Source organism: Microcystis protocystis FBCC-A270, from assembly GCF_050500235.1.
Taxonomy (GTDB): Bacteria; Cyanobacteriota; Cyanobacteriia; order Cyanobacteriales; family Microcystaceae; genus Microcystis; species Microcystis ichthyoblabe_A.
Window position 1 is genome coordinate 2,288,629 of the sequence record NZ_CP191407.1, and the last position, 15,172, is coordinate 2,303,800.

Consider the following 15,172-nt stretch of genomic DNA (forward strand, 5'->3'; position numbering starts at 1 on the left):
ATAGTTATCGATCCTTACACAAACTATCACTAATGCGTAACTTGAACACGATTCCCAATAAATTTTTTCGTCAATCCCTCAATTTTTCCCTATCGTTGCTGTTAGGTTTGGGGTTAACTTTGACCCTTGCCACCGGTCTGCGGGCCGAAAAGCCAGAAACTGCTCCGGCTAATTTAAAAACCCTTATCTCCAAAATCGAAACGGCCGCTAATGAGCGGGATCTCAAGCAATTGATGGAGTTTTATAGTCCGAAATTTACTAATTCCGATGGTTTGACCTACGAAAAAACTCAAAAAGCTTTAACTCATTTTTGGGAACGTTATAACAATCTACAATACACCACAACCCTCGAATCTTGGAGTCGTTCCGGGGACAAGTTAACGGCCAATACAATTACTAAAATTACTGGGACGGGAAAGGTGCAGGGACGAGTGGTGGGAATGAATGCCACGATTCGTTCTCGTCAACAATTTCAGGGTAATAAACTGGTTTATCAGGAGATTTTAAGCGAGAGAGTTGAGTTAAATACTGGCAAAAATCCCCCCAGTATTCAAGTGAGAATTCCCGAAAGGGTGAAAGTGGGTGAAGAATTTGATTTTGATGTGATTGTTCGCGAACCTTTAGGGGATGATTTATTGGCTGGAGCGGCGATCGATGAGAAAGTAGATATTGAGCGCTATATTAATACAAATCCCCTAGAATTGGAATTATTACAGTCCGGCGGTTTATTTAAGCGGGTAAAAGCGCCGGCAACACCAGAAAATCGTTGGTTATCGGCGATTTTAATTCAAGGAGATGGGATTGTTGTCGTTACTCAACGGGTTAAGGTAGAAAAATAAATTTTATCTGGCGGCTTTTTTGGCATTCCCCCTCTAGAGTTACCATCTTAGCTGCCCATAAACCACTGAGTACCAGTAACTAAATAATAGGCTCCCGTCGCCATCAGTGCCACGCTACCTAAACGGATAATCGTCTCGGAATGTTGCAATAAATTCCGGCTTTGTTTGGCTAGACCAGTAAATAAACTGGCCAAGAAAATGAGAATCGTATAACCAAGAGCATAACTAACCATGGTCAGGGTGCCGAGGACTTGAGAACCAGTAGCGGCAGCGGCGGCCAAAACAGCAAAGAGGACAGGACTAGCACAGGGAGAGCTAACAAGAGCAAAAGTTAATCCGACTCCGTAGGGGCCTGCTTGGGGGAGATTTAAGTTCATTTGCGGTAAAGGTAGCTTAATTACTCCCAATAACCACAGACCCATGACCGCCATAATCAAACCGACAACAATATTAATATAACCTCGGTACTCCACCATTACCGTCCCGGCAAAGGAAGAAACTAAACCAAAAAGACTTAAAATTGTCACCGCTCCTAGGACAAATAAACCTGCTTTGCTGAAGGCATCCCAACGAGATTCTATTTTCAGGGTGCCGATATAGCTGAGGTTAACGGGCAATAGTGCCAGAATACAGGGAGATATGCTGGCAATTACGCCACCCAAAAAAGCTAGGGGCAGTAAAACTAGAGGATTGTTTGTATCTTGTCGATCTAACCATTGCTGATAGCTATTTTCGATGATCGAGATTGCTCTTTCCAGAGGATGGCCGATAATTGGTCCGATAGTAAGGACTAAAATAAGAGCTAGAAGCCCTAAAACCAGATAAAATAATAATTTTTTCGATATTTTCGCTTTTTTGTCGGGTTTCAAACCCTTGACTGATTCCGATACTCGTCGCATAAAATTCTCCTGAGATGATCCAAAAAATAAAGTTGCCCTGGGAGTCCTTGGCGATCGCTGGTACTCCCCAAGCTGGGCAATCTTCGACTATTTTTTATTAATAGCCGAGTTCAGTACGGAGGAATAGGCGGATTTATCGGCATTATTCCGGTATTGTGCCAAAATACTGCCCGTAGCGGGATCAATAATCGCAATCATGCCAGTTTGGGACTTATTCGCCTCAAAAAAACGACCTAGACCCAATTCTTGGGCTTTGCGGGCCGATTGGGCCGCTTTCGAGCGATCGCTGACATCTAAGACGATAAAATTAGCTTTACCCGCGTAATCTTTTTTAAGTTGGGAAAGAGTGGGTGCAACATTTTTACAGGCAGGACACCAACTAGCATAGATATCGACAACCACTGGTTTTCCTTGCAATTGTCGCGCTAAGGGACCGCCCACATTACCCTGTTTAGCAGCGCAGGGATTTTTCGAGGCACAGGGATCAGTGCCAGCGCAGGGATTTTTCGAGGCACAGGGATTAGCTTGGGCAATACTAAAAGTACCTTTACTGACCACTGAATCAGAATTAGTCAAGGTTTTCGCCGATGTTCCGGCCACCAGGGAAACCGTAACCGCTAAACTACTAAGACAAAGACCGAGCCATAATAACGCTGATGGTTTACGCATGAGTTAAATTTTCCAATTAAGATTAGAGATTTTTTGGTAAGTCAAGGGTATTACCCCGGAAGAATCCAGCTTGCCACCGGAGGAAACCAGTGTAGCTGACAGTTAAGATTAAATTCTAGAAACCTGAGTCTCAGATGAAGACCAGATAGATAATAGATAAAAAATCTGACTTTAACTGGCAATTGCCCTCATCCATCCAGGAGAATCGTCCTTCCATCTTTTCAGCAAAAATTCATCTACCGATCACGAAGGGATCATCTTTTCCCGAAATCTTGCTGATAAAATCAAGAAGAAACCCGTTAATTGCGGCTAAAAGACAACTTTTCGCCCTAATATGCTAATTTAAACCATTATTTCGCAACTATGACAGGAAACGACTGGTTGGTGGATAATCATGGGCAATGCTCGGCCTACGAAATAACCCCCACAAACTCCGAATTATCCCATCCCTACTGGCTCTATCGCTTTTTATCCGATCTCGAAGATACCTTAACCCAGATTAGCGATGATCGCTCACGATTAGAAGCAATTCGGATTCTAGTTCGCCAACTCTTAAACAATTCACCCTGGTTAGATATTCTTAGTCTAGAACCCAATCCCGAAACCGGTTGGGAGGTATTAACCCTCTACGATGAGCCATTTTTTCCCCTGACAGTACAACTGGTCGCTTGGTCTGTGGGTAGCACTTCCCCGATTCATAATCATGGTTGTTGGGGGGTAGTAGCTTTGTTAAAGGGACAGGAAAAAAACAGCTTCTGGCAACGTTCCCCCACCCCCGAATTACCGGATCAGATCAGAAAAGTCGGCGATCGCCTACTCGTCCCGGGTGATATTCTCTGCTTAATGCCAGCTGCTATTCACCATGTAGAAGCGATCGGAGATGAGCCAACCCTGAGCTTTAACCTGTACGGTGAAACTAACTATAGTCAGCGTTTCGAGTTCGATCCAGGACAAGGTACGGCGAAAAATTTTTAAATCTCCCTATTTTTGATCACTAACCATACACCCATGAAGCTACCTCGCCTTGTCGGCATTTTTGGGCAATTTTTGCCCAGTAAACCTGTTTCTACTAGCTCGCTTCAGTTTCGCTTAACCTTAGAACTATTGACCATCTCGATTATCGGACTTGGTAGCGTAGCCATTTGGGCCGGTTGGCAAATGGAGCAGAATTTAGTCGCTGCCCATAAACAAACTCTAGAATATATCGCCAAGCGTTTTCCTGAACAGTTGGAAATGTACGCTCAGATGGGAACCCTGACTACGGGATTAGAAAAAACCATTGATCGAGTCTCCACTGCGGGGTTAGTCATCTGGGTTAAAAACTCCGATGGACAACTGTTGGGACAGTCTCCTGGAGTCGATGGCAATGTCACCGAGATGCGTGCGGCGGCATCCCTAACCAGAGTACCCGATGCACCCCAAATTATTCACTTTGATGGACGCGATATTGTTTTATGTGGCACTCCTCTGACTATCAAGGGTCAACTGTCGGGGAAATTGTATCTATCCCAAGATATCACGGCCGATCACCAGAAATATCAGGCGGGGTTATGGGGCTTATTTTGGCTGAGTATTCTCGTCCTATTGAGCTTAATTGTCTTAATTTCCCAACGGATTCGTCAGGCTATGTTGCCGCTGACCCGCATGAGTCAAATTGCTAGTGCCGTTTCTGCCGATGATTTAAGCGGGGCGAAATTGCAACTCGAACAAGCGCCAGATGAAATTTTAGGACTAGCTACCGCTTTTAATCAGATGTTGTGGCGATTATCGGGAGCTTGGGAACAGCAACGTCAGTTTGTCGGCAATGTTTCCCATGAACTGCGTACCCCTCTAACAGTCGTGATCGGTTATTTACAAAGTCTCCAGCGACGCAGCACTAATTTAAATCCCTACCAACAGCAAGCTCTGGAAACAGCCACGTCAGAAACCGAGAGAATTATCCGGATGTTACAAGATTTGCTCGATCTCGCCCGTGCCGATAGCGGTCATCTCCATTTTCGCTCCCATCCTATTATTCTCAATACTTTGCTGACAGAAGTGGCGGCGATGAGTCAAAAAGTTAGCGATCGCAAGATGACTTTATTATTAACCAATGAAGATGTGGTAATTTGTGGCGACCAAGATCGATTACAGCAAGTTTTAATCAATTTGCTCGATAATGCGATCAAGTATTCTACCCCCGAGCAACCGGTCGATCTGATCTTAGAAAAGCAGGCTAATTCGGCTCTTATCCATGTACGCGATCGGGGAATCGGTATCTCTCTCTCCCATCAAAATCGCATTTTTGAACGGTTTTATCGGGTTGATGAGTCGATGACTCGCTCGCGAGACGGTACGGGTTTGGGTTTAGCGATCGCTAAAAGTCTAATTGAAGGAATGGAGGGTCGCATCACTCTCCGCTCTCAACCCGGTCAAGGCAGTACCTTTACTATCATTCTACCTCTCTGGCAACCGCAGTTATGAACGACCATATTCTTCTCGTGGAAGATGATCCCAAGCTCGCCGAATTTATCGCCACAGAACTTCATTTGGAAGGCTATCAAGTTACTATTGCTTCTAATGGCATGGATGGACTGAAAATCGCTAGGGATTCTTCACCAGATTTGTTAATTTTAGATTGGATGCTGCCGGTTATTTCTGGATTAGATTTATGTTTACGACTGCGAAAAACCGGGATGGAAGCACCGATTATTATTTTAACAGCTAAAGATGAAATCCCCGATCGAGTGACGGGCTTAAATGCCGGAGCCGATGATTATGTTACTAAACCTTTTAGCATGGAAGAACTCTTAGCTCGGGTGAAAGCTCGTTTACGTCGCACCCATGCCCAAGATTTAAATATATTTACTTTTGAAGATTTGACCTTGAATTGTCTTGCTCGGGAAGTGTATCGAGATAGTCAATTGATTGAATTAACGGCTAAAGAGTTTGACTTATTAGAGTTTATCTTACGTCATCCCCGGCAGGTACTCACTCGCGAGCAAATTCTCGAAACCGTTTGGGGTTACGATTTTATGGGCGATTCTAATATTATTGAAGTGTATATTCGTGCCTTACGGGTTAAGTTGGAGTCTGCTAATCCTAAACGTTTGATCCAGACAGTGCGAGGAGTAGGCTACGTTTTAAGAGATTATGCTTAATTGTGATTTATCAGAGGAACCGAGGGAGGAATTATTTAGCCCCGATTTGATCAAAAAGGCTGTAATAAATACTCTGATTAAACCTAGAGATGGGAAACATCGCTCGTCCATACCTTAAATTTTGTTAAATTTACTTGACCAAAAGAAGTTGTTAGGGCAGCATCGACGGCATCTAAGCCGCGAGTCATTAAAATTCGCCCGATTCTGGGGGTGTTATGACGAGCATCGAAAGTGTACCATTGATGGTCTAAATAGACTTCAAACCAAGCACTAAAATCCATCGGTAGAGGTTGGGGAGAAATACCGATATCTCCGAGATAGCCAGAGGCATAACGAGCAGGAATATTTAGGCAACGGCAAAAAGTCAAAGCTAGATGGTTAAAATCGCGACAAACCCCCTTTCTTTCCCGATAGACATCATAGGCGGTTTTTGTCACCCGTGCGTATTCGTAACCAAAACGAATGTGACTATGAACCCAATCACAAACCGCTTGTACCCTTGCCCAACCGGGAGGAGTTTGTCCGAAAAGTTCCCAGGCAATTTCCGAAAGCAAATCCACTTCACAATAACGGCTACTCATTAGGTAGGGAAAAACTTGGGTTGGTAACTCTGTTAAGGGAATTTCTTGGGCATTCCAATTAACAATATCGGGTTTCCATTCATTTTCGATAACCGCTTCATTGTGAACGCGGATCTGTCCGGCGGGTAAAATTAGACGACTGGTTCGATTACCGAAGCTATCTAAAAATTCTTCTATTTTTGTTGCTGGTTGCACCTGCAACTTCTCCGATTGTCTAACTTGATCTAAAATTGAGGGGTGTAGATAAAGTTTTAACAACATGACTAGGGGTAAAGGGGCATCAAAGCCAAATTCATAACCAACATGGATTAACATTATTCCTCCTATCTAGATGAAATTTTGTCAGGATTGGTAGAGATGAAACGCCAATAATCGCCAGACTGAAAAAATTTAGGCCCGACCACTTAGTTAAAAGTTTGGCTCTCCCAGGTTTGGTGGGTAAAATGTATTCTAAGATACATTCTCAAGAGCGAGGGGGTGGAACGAACCACAAAGGACACAAAGATCGATCGATCATATAGTGAGTTAAACTTATCACACAGAACCTAGAAGAGCCAAAGTTTGAGGATAAAGTAATAGCCAAGCAGAAAACCGATAAGCTTTGTACAGAGTTACTTTTATTATAAACCGCCTCAACTAAAAGCTTTGTAACTTTGAAGACAAGCCATCGGCAGGATTAGAGCTATCGAAAAGAGTCTGGGGTGGATGGTTCCTCTAATGGACGGATTTCAATGGGGATGTAGGCTAGTTTAGCAAAAATCTTTTGTTGATAACTGACGGGCCACCATTCGTAAAGAAAAATTTCTAAAGGTCGCCAGAGGGCCACCCAACCACTAATTAATAATCCTTCTTCTAAGAAGTGAATAAATGTATCGGTGCCAAAACGACCAATTAATTCGCTGAGACTCAAACAAACAAAAAGAAAGGAGAGACCAATTAGCAAAGATATGCGTCCCTGTCGCCAAATTGTGCGTAATTTTCTTTGTTCTCCCTGTTGGCGATAGTCAAAATAATTATGTAAAGCTGAGGGTAACAGATTTCGGGCGTTATTCTGTTCTTGACTGGGGAGATAAAAGACTAATTTAAGGGGGGTATTGAGGGGAAATTCATCCACAGAGTTAATAATATAATTTTCGGCGTTATCGTCTAAATCTCTATCTAAAAATGGCGAAGTATCCAAAGAATTAAAGACTTGCTGTAACTGATTAAGTTTAATTTCAATTAAGTAAGCTCCTTCCTCCTGTCGATAATAGGATTGTAATTTATTTACCATTTTAGGCATTATTTATTAATGTTAAGCAAATGGGGTGAACTGACACAACTAAAATCTACTAAGTAGGTAGGCACAATTATTTGTAGGGCGTTGGGTTTCATGCTTCAACCCAACCTACGTTCATCTTATATTTAATTCCACCCACCCACTTAGAAGTTACTTCATCTTGCTCATACAGGCTAAGGATTGAGCTATCTCTGAGAGTATTTTAGCTGTATCAGTCCCAGATCATTAATTTAATTTAGCGACCAAAACCAGCGTACCAAAAATAGGTAACCATGGGGATTACTGTGGCTAAAACCAGTAAAACTATCACCCAAATTGTGGCATTTTTATCGTCAGTTTCTTCTGCGGTAGTAAAGGTACTTTCGATATTAATTGTCGCTACTTCCGGCGGTACGGGATCCGCTTCTCCAGAAAGTACCGCCGTTAGACGACGACTAGCATCGAGTAAAGCTTGATTATATTTTCCCCCATCTTTGAGGGGAACTGCCATAGTTTCCGAGAGGATACTATCAGCAATAGCATCGGTTAATAGGGGTTTTGCTTCCTCCCCAACCCGAATAGCAGTTTTATTGGTTAAAGTATCAAGGACGATGATAGTTTGATTGGCACGATCTTCGGAGTTAGGATACCATTCTCTCAGGATATCATCGGCTAAATTGTCAATTTTTTGACCGTAATCCAAGCGTCGGACTACCACCATTCTTACTTCTTGTCCGGTTTTTTCGGCGAGGTTTTTCAGATCTTTATTTAATTTTCCTTCGTTAGCGGCACTAATGGCCGAAACGGGATCGACCACATAAGTGGGCGCTCCAGAGCTTAAAATGGGGAGGTCATAGACTCCCATGGCAGCAGCCGGTGACAGAGAAACACCCAAGACTACACAGCAGGAGAGAAGGAGAGAAGCTAATAATTTGAGCATATTGATTCGGTAAAATTCCTATAGAACATAATAGGGGAAAAGTTTACTGTTTTTTGATTAGGGAGACGGGAGACGGGGTGATGGGGAAATTCAACTAATACCCTCAAACCCTAAAACCCCAACACCCAAACCCTTTTAACTGATAACTGATAACTGATAACTGATAACTGATAACTGATAACTGATTATGAGTGATTTTGAGGAACTAGAGTCTAAAAAACGGGAAAAAGCTCTAGAAATGCAGGCCTATCGCGATAATTTGCTCTCACGGGTGACAAGATTACTAATTTCTCAAGATATCCACTTGGCGATTGATCATACCCTAGAACTGCTCTGTCAATTTACCCAGAGTGCGCGCTGTTACATTATTCAATATTCCACCTGTCGTCAGCAGTGGAGTATGGTTTATGAATACTGTCACCCCGACTATCCCCAAGTTATCCCGATTAGGGAACAATCACAAAATCTCTCGACGGAAACCTTTCCCTGGTTTTCTGAACAATTATTAAACGGTATTCCAGTTAAACTGAACTCTTTAGACGATTTACCCGCTACTGCTATCCCTGAAAGAGCTATTCTCGCTAATAGTTCTACTCCCTGTCTCTTAATCGTTCCCATGTGGGATAGTTGTGGGGTAACGGTGGGTTATCTGGGATTGGATGCCAGTGCAGAAAAGCAATGGACAAAGGAAGATGTCACCTTTGTGCGGTTGCTGGGAGAATTAATTGCGATCGCACAAAGTAGATATGAAGCGGAAAAAGGATTAAAAGAGGCTAAAGAAGCGGCAGTTAAAGCAAATAAAGCTAAAAGTGAGTTTCTAGCTAACATGAGCCACGAATTACGCACTCCTCTTAATGCTATCTTGGGTTTTACTCGCTTAATATCCCGGGATAGCAGCATCAGCAGTGAATATCGGCAATATTTGGAAATTGTCAATCGTAGCGGGGAACATTTATTAGAGTTAATCAACGATATTCTAGAAATGTCGAAGATAGAAGCGGGAAGAACGGTTTTTAACCCTAGTAATTTCGATTTATACGCTCTTTTAGATAATATTGCCGAAATGCTACGCTCACAAGCGCAAGCAAAAGCTTTAAGCTTAATTTTTGATCGCAGCTCCGATCTGCCTCAATATATATGTACTGATGAAAGTAAATTGCGACAGGTGTTAATCAATCTCTTGGGTAACGGATTGAAGTTTACCGAGTCGGGAGGGGTGACTCTCCGGGGAAAAGTAGGAGAGAAAAGAGGAGATTATCAGCGATTGCTCTGGGAAATTGAAGATACAGGCGCAGGAATCGCCCCAGAGGAGATTTATAAGCTATTTCAACCCTTTAACCAAACGGAAACGGGACGAAAATCCCAACAGGGGACGGGATTGGGTTTACCTATCAGTAAAAAATTTGTTGAGTTGATGGGGGGTGCGATCGGAGTTAGTAGTATTCTGGGTCAAGGAAGTATTTTTAGTTTTGATATTCAGGTGGGTTTGGTGGGGGAAAATGAGATTAAAACCGAAACCAATAGGGCAAAAGTTATCGCTTTAGCCGAAAATCAGCCTAAATATCGCATATTAGTCGTCGATGATCGACCGGAAAGCCGTTTACTGTTGCTGAAACTCCTGACTACCCTAGGATTGTCCGTGCAAGAGGCCGCTAATGGTCAAGAAGCGATCGCAATTTGGCAAGCATGGCAACCTCATCTTATCTGGATGGACATGAGAATGCCAGTGAAAGACGGTTACGAAGCAACTAGGGAAATTAGGCGGTTAGAGGCTGATAATCGCGGAAAAACGGTGATAATTGCCCTAACTGCCAGTGCTTTTGAAGAAGATCGCGCCTTGGTTATTGCCGCCGGTTGTGATGATTTCGTGCGTAAACCTTTCCGAGAGGAAGTTATTTGGCAAAAAATGGGCGAATATTTAGGATTAAAATATATTTATGCCGATAATGAGCCAAATCAGCCCAATTATTCGCCAGTTTTCCTCGATTCCCTGCAATCCCTATTAAAATTAATTAGTCCCGCTTGGATTGGACAATTGCAACAAGCGGCGCGAGAATGTGATGATGAAAAAATTATCGCCCTAACCGCAGAAATTCCCCCCGATTATGCTACCCTTGCCCAAGGTTTACAACAGTTAGCCAGAGAATTTTCCTTTGATGCGATCGAAACCATAATTAAAGATTTAAACATATCTTAAGAGAGTATTTTATCTAGATCTCAAAAACGTGATATTCTAAAGGCATAAATCCCTAAATATGGCAATTTTAAAGGATGAAACTGTTAAAAATGCTCATCGGTACTTTCCTAATACTACCGATTTTTTCCGTTCATGCTCAAGTACCCTCGCTTCCCCTAATCAAGCAAAATTCCCCCAATCTTGGTGATCTACCGAATGATCCCACCCAGCAGAAAAATTGGGTTTGTAACCAAGAAGATCAACGCATTGCCGTGGCTGCTAAAGAAGAGAAAGGTTGGAAAGAATTAATTGAAAAACAAGGTTGGCAATGTCGTGAAGGAAATACCGATATACCCGATCAAACTCTCAGCTTTTCCTGTGAACCAGAACAAGCGATCGGCATCTTGACAGTTTACTGGTTAAATGGTAGTAATGGTCAACAACAATTAAGTCAATGGCGAGATAAATTAGCGGCACAACAGGGGATGGTTTGTACTATTAATAACGTGCAGTTATTCGATACTCAAGAAAATATACCCAATCCATGACAACCATGATTAAATTAGCAGTTTTGCCTCAATCTATCCTCCTGGGTATCAGTTTATTATTAAACAATTCTCTGCCCTTACTTGCCCAATCTACACCCCTGAGCGTGGATAATTTAAGAAATACCGTCTATAACATTCCCAATCGGGGTTCCGTAATTGTCAGCGATGGTATTTTTCAATCCAATGAGGGACAAATTTTAGGAGTGCAAGTCAGTCGAGAAGCCTTGATGGGGGACTATAATAATGATCAAAGGACTGATGGTATTGTCGTATTAAGAGTGATTACCAGAGAGCAACAGCAATTACATTATTTAGCCCTAGTGATTGATAATAACGGTACTGCCACTAACACCGATACTGTCCTGTTAGCCGATCGAGTAGTTGTCGATAATCTGAGTGCTAAAGATGGTATGATCACCGTCAATATGAGAAGATTTCTCCCTCGGGATCCTTCCTGTTGTCCGTCGGGAGTCATTACCCAACAATTTGCGATTAATTCTAGTATTAATCAATTGACTTTACTGAGTACCAACGAAAGTCAACCCACCACCCCAAATGTGCAGGTAATACCCGGTTCTCCCCTGAGAATTAATAATAGTAATCTCCCCTTTCAACCTCCTGCTGGGGCCATCCAAATTCGCTTTTAACCTTGTTTTTAGTGCGTTACGCTGGGTACATCTCCTATTTGTGAATCTACTCAGTTGGGATTCCCTGATAATCTTTTTTTTAAAACTGTGCTTTCTGGGTTTTTTGTCTTATAATTCAGACTCTTGGGGGGTTCTACCCCCGAACCTCCTGTGCATTAGTTTTTCGGTGAAATGCTTAGACGCATTTGTTTATATATTTGTACCAGTCTAAGAGTCACTGATAATTCCTAAAGGCAACTCTCCTGACTCCTGACTCCTGACTCCTGATAAAAAATGGCCTACAAATATCCCATCCAGCGCTGGTATATTGCCGCAACTAATCCCGAAAAAATCGCGGGGTTAGCGCGGGAAATGGGATTATCATCCTTATTAGCAACTATCTTAATTAATCGCGGTATTGATACCCCCGAATTAGCTAAAACTTATATTGATCCTGAAGCGGATACCTTACCCTCTCCCCTGGGGGAATTTCCCGACTTAGAAAAAAGTGTCAATTTATTAGTAAAAGCGATCGCCTCTGGTGATAAAATTGCTATCTGTGGGGACTACGATGCCGATGGCATGACCAGTACATCTTTACTGCTAAGAGCCTTAAGACATCTCGGCGCTAGGGTAAATCATGCCATACCCAGTCGCATGAAAGAGGGATACGGAATTAATCAGCGCATTGTCGAAGAATTTGCCGAATCTGGAGTCGGATTGATTCTCACTGTTGATAATGGCATTTCCGCTCACGAACCGATCGCCCTAGCGATAGAATTAGGATTAAAAGTTATTATCACCGATCATCACGATCTGCCGCCAATTTTACCAAATGCCTCCGCTATTCTCAACCCGAAATTATTAACCCCGAACTCTCCCTATCAGGGATTAGCGGGGGTGGGAGTCGCCTATATTTTAGCGGTGACAACTGCCCAAAAAATGGGTAAATTACAGGGATTAACCGAGTCATTATTATCATTATTTACCCTAGGCACTATAGCAGATTTAGCCCCATTAATCGGGGTAAATCGTCGCTGGTTAAAACGGGGTTTAAGAAAATTACCCAAATCCCAATTAGTCGGGATTCAATCCCTGATGCAAATAGCGGGAATTAGCGAGGAACAAAAGCAATTACAACCGGATGATATTGGCTTTAAATTGGGACCGAGAATTAATGCCATTGGCAGAATTGGTGATCCCCAGATAGTTATTGAATTATTAACCACCGATGACGCGGGAATTGCCTTAGAAAGAGCAATGCAGTGCGAACAAATTAATCGTACCCGTCAAGAATTGTGCGAAAAAATTGAAGAAGAAGCGATTAAATTAGTGGAAGAAACTCCGATTCTTTGGCAACAAGATCGAGTTTTAGTCTTAGTGGAAAAAGATTGGCATCATGGGGTAATTGGTATTGTGGCCTCCCGTTTAGTGGAACGCTACGGAGTGCCGGTTTTTATTGGTACTTACGAGGAAGAAGATACGGATAAAATTCGCGGATCTGCCAGAGGAATTGAAGAATTTCACGTTTTTGAAGCCCTGCAATTTTGCCAAGATTTACTAGGAAAATTTGGCGGTCATAAAATGGCGGGGGGTTTTAGTTTACCCACAGCTAATTTACTAGCATTTAAACAAAGATTAAGTCAATTTTCTCACAAAATTTTACAAATAGAACAATTAAAACCTTTAATTAAAATTGATACTATCATTGATTTTAAACAAATTACCCCGGAACTTTTTCAACAAATTGATAGTTTGCAACCCTGGGGAATTGGCAATGAATTACCCGTTTTTTGGACTCCTAACGTGCGAGTAGTGGAACAGAAAACTATCGGAAAAAATCATTTAAAATTATTGCTGGCTCAAAGCGATAATACCAGAATTAAAGCCCTAGCATGGCGTTGGGGCGAATATTGTCCTTTACCAACTCGTTTAGATATTGCCTATAAACTCAAAGAAAATACTTGGAATGGTAATACAACCATAGAAATTGAATTAGTGGGAGTGCGATTACCCCAAGAAAATGATAATATTAAAAAAGCAATTTTTATGCACGCCGATAAAATCTATCAATGTAGTTTTTGGGGTGATTTAAACGAGATTCGCATCAAAAATGAACAGGGCGAGATTTTAGTCGTGCAGAAAGGGCAGCGCATTGGTTTATTAGGGAAAAATCGGCAACAAGCTAGAGAAGTCAACGTGACTGAACCCCGTTTTTATACTTTAATTAAAGTTGCCATCAAAGCTTTGGCTATCTAGCAAAACCTCCAAAAAAAGCGCCTTGACGATGAACCAAACCATAGTGATCAAAATCGGTACTTCCAGTTTGACCGATAATCAAACCGGCCAATTATCCCTCTCCACGATCGCCGCTTTAGTGGAAGTCCTCACCCGGTTGCGCGCTGCCGGTCATCGGGTGGTATTAGTATCTTCCGGGGCCGTGGGGGTGGGCTGCCGTCGTCTGGGAATACAGGAAAGACCGAAAAAAATCGCCCTCAAACAAGCGATCGCCGCCGTCGGTCAAGGTCGTCTGATGCGGATCTATGATGACCTCTTTACCAGTCTTGGTCAACCGATCGCCCAAATTTTGCTCACCCGTCCCGAATTGATGGAACGCACCTGTTATGTCAACGCCTATAATACCTTTCAGGCTTTGTTTGAATTAGGGGTGATTGCCATTGTCAACGAAAATGATACGGTGGCGATCGATGAGTTAAAATTCGGCGATAATGACACTTTATCAGCCCTTGTGGCCAGTTTAATCGAGGCTGACTGGTTATTTATCCTCACCGATGTGGATCGCCTCTACAGTGCCGATCCGCGGCTATTTCCCGAAGCACAGGCCATTGCCCGAGTTACTCCCGCGCAATTAGCGCAACTATCGATCGATGCTGGTAGTAGTGGCAGTCAGTGGGGGACCGGGGGTATGGCCACTAAATTGGCCGCGGCCCGGATTGCCACCAGTGCCGGGGTAGAAATGGCGATTACTAAGGGAGGGCAGCCCAGCAATATCTTAAAAATTATGGCAGGAGAGGCGATCGGAACCCGTTTTGAGGCCCAAAAACGCAGTGATAACGCCCGCAAACGCTGGATCGCCTACGGACTAATGCCCATGGGTAAAATCTATCTCGATGCTGGGGCGATTCAAGCCATTTGTCAGGGGGGGAAATCTCTCCTTGCGGCCGGGATTACCAAAGTGGAGGGGGAATTTAGCGCCTCGGAATCGGTGCAATTGTGCGATCAAGAAGGCCGGGAAGTGGCCAGGGGAATTGTTAACTATAGTAGTGAGGAGATCGATCGAGTTAAAGGTCAACATTCCGAGCGTATTGCCAGTTTATTAGGTTATATGGCCGCAGAAACCATCATTCATCGGGATAATCTCGTTATTTTGAGTGCCTCGTCCACCACCTCGACTAATAAGGGATAATTCCGCCACCCAGCGCCGGTCTGGCCAATGCCTTAAATGTAAAGAAATGTCTCAAAAAAACAACAAATT

At 42.9% G+C, this 15,172-nt stretch carries 14 protein-coding genes; 9 read left to right on the forward strand and 5 right to left on the reverse strand.

Annotation, left to right across the window (positions count from 1 at the left end; translation table 11 throughout):
• The first annotated feature begins 32 nt into the window (after positions 1 to 32).
• Entirely contained in the window at positions 33 to 839 is an 807-nt protein-coding gene (locus ACQY1X_RS11160; RefSeq protein WP_002734171.1) for a hypothetical protein, read from the forward strand.
• 47 nt (positions 840 to 886) lie between these two features.
• Here ACQY1X_RS11160 and ACQY1X_RS11165 read toward each other — a convergent pair whose 3' ends face one another.
• Positions 887 to 1,738 (reverse strand): cytochrome c biogenesis CcdA family protein, encoded by an 852-nt coding sequence (locus ACQY1X_RS11165; protein ID WP_069474069.1) that lies wholly within the window; start codon positions 1,736 to 1,738, stop codon positions 887 to 889.
• 87 nt (positions 1,739 to 1,825) lie between these two features.
• Complete coding sequence (locus ACQY1X_RS11170) at positions 1,826 to 2,407, reverse strand: TlpA family protein disulfide reductase (RefSeq protein ID WP_002734087.1); 582 nt, start codon at positions 2,405 to 2,407, stop codon at positions 1,826 to 1,828.
• A 363-nt stretch (positions 2,408 to 2,770) separates the two neighbouring features.
• Between ACQY1X_RS11170 and ACQY1X_RS11175 the strand changes: the two genes are divergently transcribed.
• From ACQY1X_RS11175 to ACQY1X_RS11185, 3 genes are read left to right on the forward strand one after another with little or no spacing between them, the layout of a single operon-like run.
• Positions 2,771 to 3,382, forward strand: a complete 612-nt coding sequence (locus tag ACQY1X_RS11175) for a cupin (protein ID WP_042790288.1) — start codon at positions 2,771 to 2,773, stop codon at positions 3,380 to 3,382.
• 33 nt (positions 3,383 to 3,415) lie between these two features.
• Positions 3,416 to 4,870: a sensor histidine kinase gene (locus ACQY1X_RS11180; protein ID WP_190537623.1), complete on the forward strand. Its 1,455-nt coding sequence runs from the start codon at positions 3,416 to 3,418 to the stop codon at positions 4,868 to 4,870.
• A complete protein-coding gene (locus tag ACQY1X_RS11185; RefSeq protein WP_002731739.1) occupies positions 4,867 to 5,547 on the forward strand; it encodes a response regulator transcription factor in 681 nt (226 codons plus the stop codon). The genes ACQY1X_RS11180 and ACQY1X_RS11185 overlap by 4 nt, the downstream gene beginning before the upstream one ends.
• 83 nt (positions 5,548 to 5,630) lie before the next feature.
• On the opposite strand, the gene ACQY1X_RS11190 is transcribed toward ACQY1X_RS11185, so the two are convergent.
• The 3 genes from ACQY1X_RS11190 to psb32 all read right to left on the reverse strand — a co-directional run bounded on the left by ACQY1X_RS11190 (position 5,631) and on the right by psb32 (position 8,326).
• On the reverse strand, positions 5,631 to 6,443 hold the full coding sequence (locus ACQY1X_RS11190; RefSeq protein WP_190537621.1) for a transglutaminase-like domain-containing protein: 813 nt from the start codon (positions 6,441 to 6,443) through the stop codon (positions 5,631 to 5,633).
• Positions 6,444 to 6,810: 367 nt separating this feature from the next.
• Positions 6,811 to 7,410 (reverse strand): hypothetical protein, encoded by a 600-nt coding sequence (locus ACQY1X_RS11195; RefSeq protein ID WP_430015693.1) that lies wholly within the window; start codon positions 7,408 to 7,410, stop codon positions 6,811 to 6,813.
• A 232-nt stretch (positions 7,411 to 7,642) separates the two neighbouring features.
• Positions 7,643 to 8,326 (reverse strand): photosystem II repair protein Psb32, encoded by a 684-nt coding sequence (psb32, locus tag ACQY1X_RS11200; protein ID WP_430015694.1) that lies wholly within the window; start codon positions 8,324 to 8,326, stop codon positions 7,643 to 7,645.
• Between the two features lie 187 nt (positions 8,327 to 8,513).
• Between psb32 and ACQY1X_RS11205 the strand changes: the two genes are divergently transcribed.
• From ACQY1X_RS11205 to proB, 5 genes are all read left to right on the forward strand, one after another.
• Positions 8,514 to 10,523 (forward strand): ATP-binding protein, encoded by a 2,010-nt coding sequence (locus ACQY1X_RS11205; protein ID WP_430015695.1) that lies wholly within the window; start codon positions 8,514 to 8,516, stop codon positions 10,521 to 10,523.
• A gap of 74 nt (positions 10,524 to 10,597) precedes the next feature.
• Positions 10,598 to 11,050 (forward strand): hypothetical protein, encoded by a 453-nt coding sequence (locus ACQY1X_RS11210; protein ID WP_002732766.1) that lies wholly within the window; start codon positions 10,598 to 10,600, stop codon positions 11,048 to 11,050.
• 5 nt (positions 11,051 to 11,055) lie between these two features.
• Positions 11,056 to 11,697: a hypothetical protein gene (locus ACQY1X_RS11215; RefSeq protein WP_036396050.1), complete on the forward strand. Its 642-nt coding sequence runs from the start codon at positions 11,056 to 11,058 to the stop codon at positions 11,695 to 11,697.
• Between the two features lie 273 nt (positions 11,698 to 11,970).
• The gene (recJ, locus tag ACQY1X_RS11220; protein WP_430014578.1) at positions 11,971 to 13,935 is read left to right on the forward strand and encodes a single-stranded-DNA-specific exonuclease RecJ; all 1,965 of its coding nucleotides are present in this window, start codon (positions 11,971 to 11,973) and stop codon (positions 13,933 to 13,935) included.
• Positions 13,936 to 13,963: 28 nt separating this feature from the next.
• Positions 13,964 to 15,103 (forward strand): glutamate 5-kinase, encoded by a 1,140-nt coding sequence (gene proB / locus ACQY1X_RS11225; RefSeq protein WP_430015696.1) that lies wholly within the window; start codon positions 13,964 to 13,966, stop codon positions 15,101 to 15,103.
• Positions 15,104 to 15,172 lie beyond the last annotated feature (69 nt).

Coding starts and splice junctions, on each gene's coding strand:
- ACQY1X_RS11215 (WP_036396050.1), top strand. CDS start 11,056: ATGATTAAATTAGCAGTTTTGCCTCAATCTATCCTCCTGGGTATCAGT.
- ACQY1X_RS11160 (WP_002734171.1), top strand. CDS start 33: ATGCGTAACTTGAACACGATTCCCAATAAATTTTTTCGTCAATCCCTC.
- recJ (WP_430014578.1), top strand. CDS start 11,971: ATGGCCTACAAATATCCCATCCAGCGCTGGTATATTGCCGCAACTAAT.
- ACQY1X_RS11170 (WP_002734087.1), bottom strand. CDS start 2,407: ATGCGTAAACCATCAGCGTTATTATGGCTCGGTCTTTGTCTTAGTAGT.
- ACQY1X_RS11205 (WP_430015695.1), top strand. CDS start 8,514: ATGAGTGATTTTGAGGAACTAGAGTCTAAAAAACGGGAAAAAGCTCTA.
- psb32 (WP_430015694.1), bottom strand. CDS start 8,326: ATGCTCAAATTATTAGCTTCTCTCCTTCTCTCCTGCTGTGTAGTCTTG.
- ACQY1X_RS11195 (WP_430015693.1), bottom strand. CDS start 7,410: ATGCCTAAAATGGTAAATAAATTACAATCCTATTATCGACAGGAGGAA.
- ACQY1X_RS11190 (WP_190537621.1), bottom strand. CDS start 6,443: ATGTTAATCCATGTTGGTTATGAATTTGGCTTTGATGCCCCTTTACCC.
- ACQY1X_RS11210 (WP_002732766.1), top strand. CDS start 10,598: ATGAAACTGTTAAAAATGCTCATCGGTACTTTCCTAATACTACCGATT.
- proB (WP_430015696.1), top strand. CDS start 13,964: ATGAACCAAACCATAGTGATCAAAATCGGTACTTCCAGTTTGACCGAT.
- ACQY1X_RS11185 (WP_002731739.1), top strand. CDS start 4,867: ATGAACGACCATATTCTTCTCGTGGAAGATGATCCCAAGCTCGCCGAA.
- ACQY1X_RS11175 (WP_042790288.1), top strand. CDS start 2,771: ATGACAGGAAACGACTGGTTGGTGGATAATCATGGGCAATGCTCGGCC.
- ACQY1X_RS11165 (WP_069474069.1), bottom strand. CDS start 1,738: ATGCGACGAGTATCGGAATCAGTCAAGGGTTTGAAACCCGACAAAAAA.
- ACQY1X_RS11180 (WP_190537623.1), top strand. CDS start 3,416: ATGAAGCTACCTCGCCTTGTCGGCATTTTTGGGCAATTTTTGCCCAGT.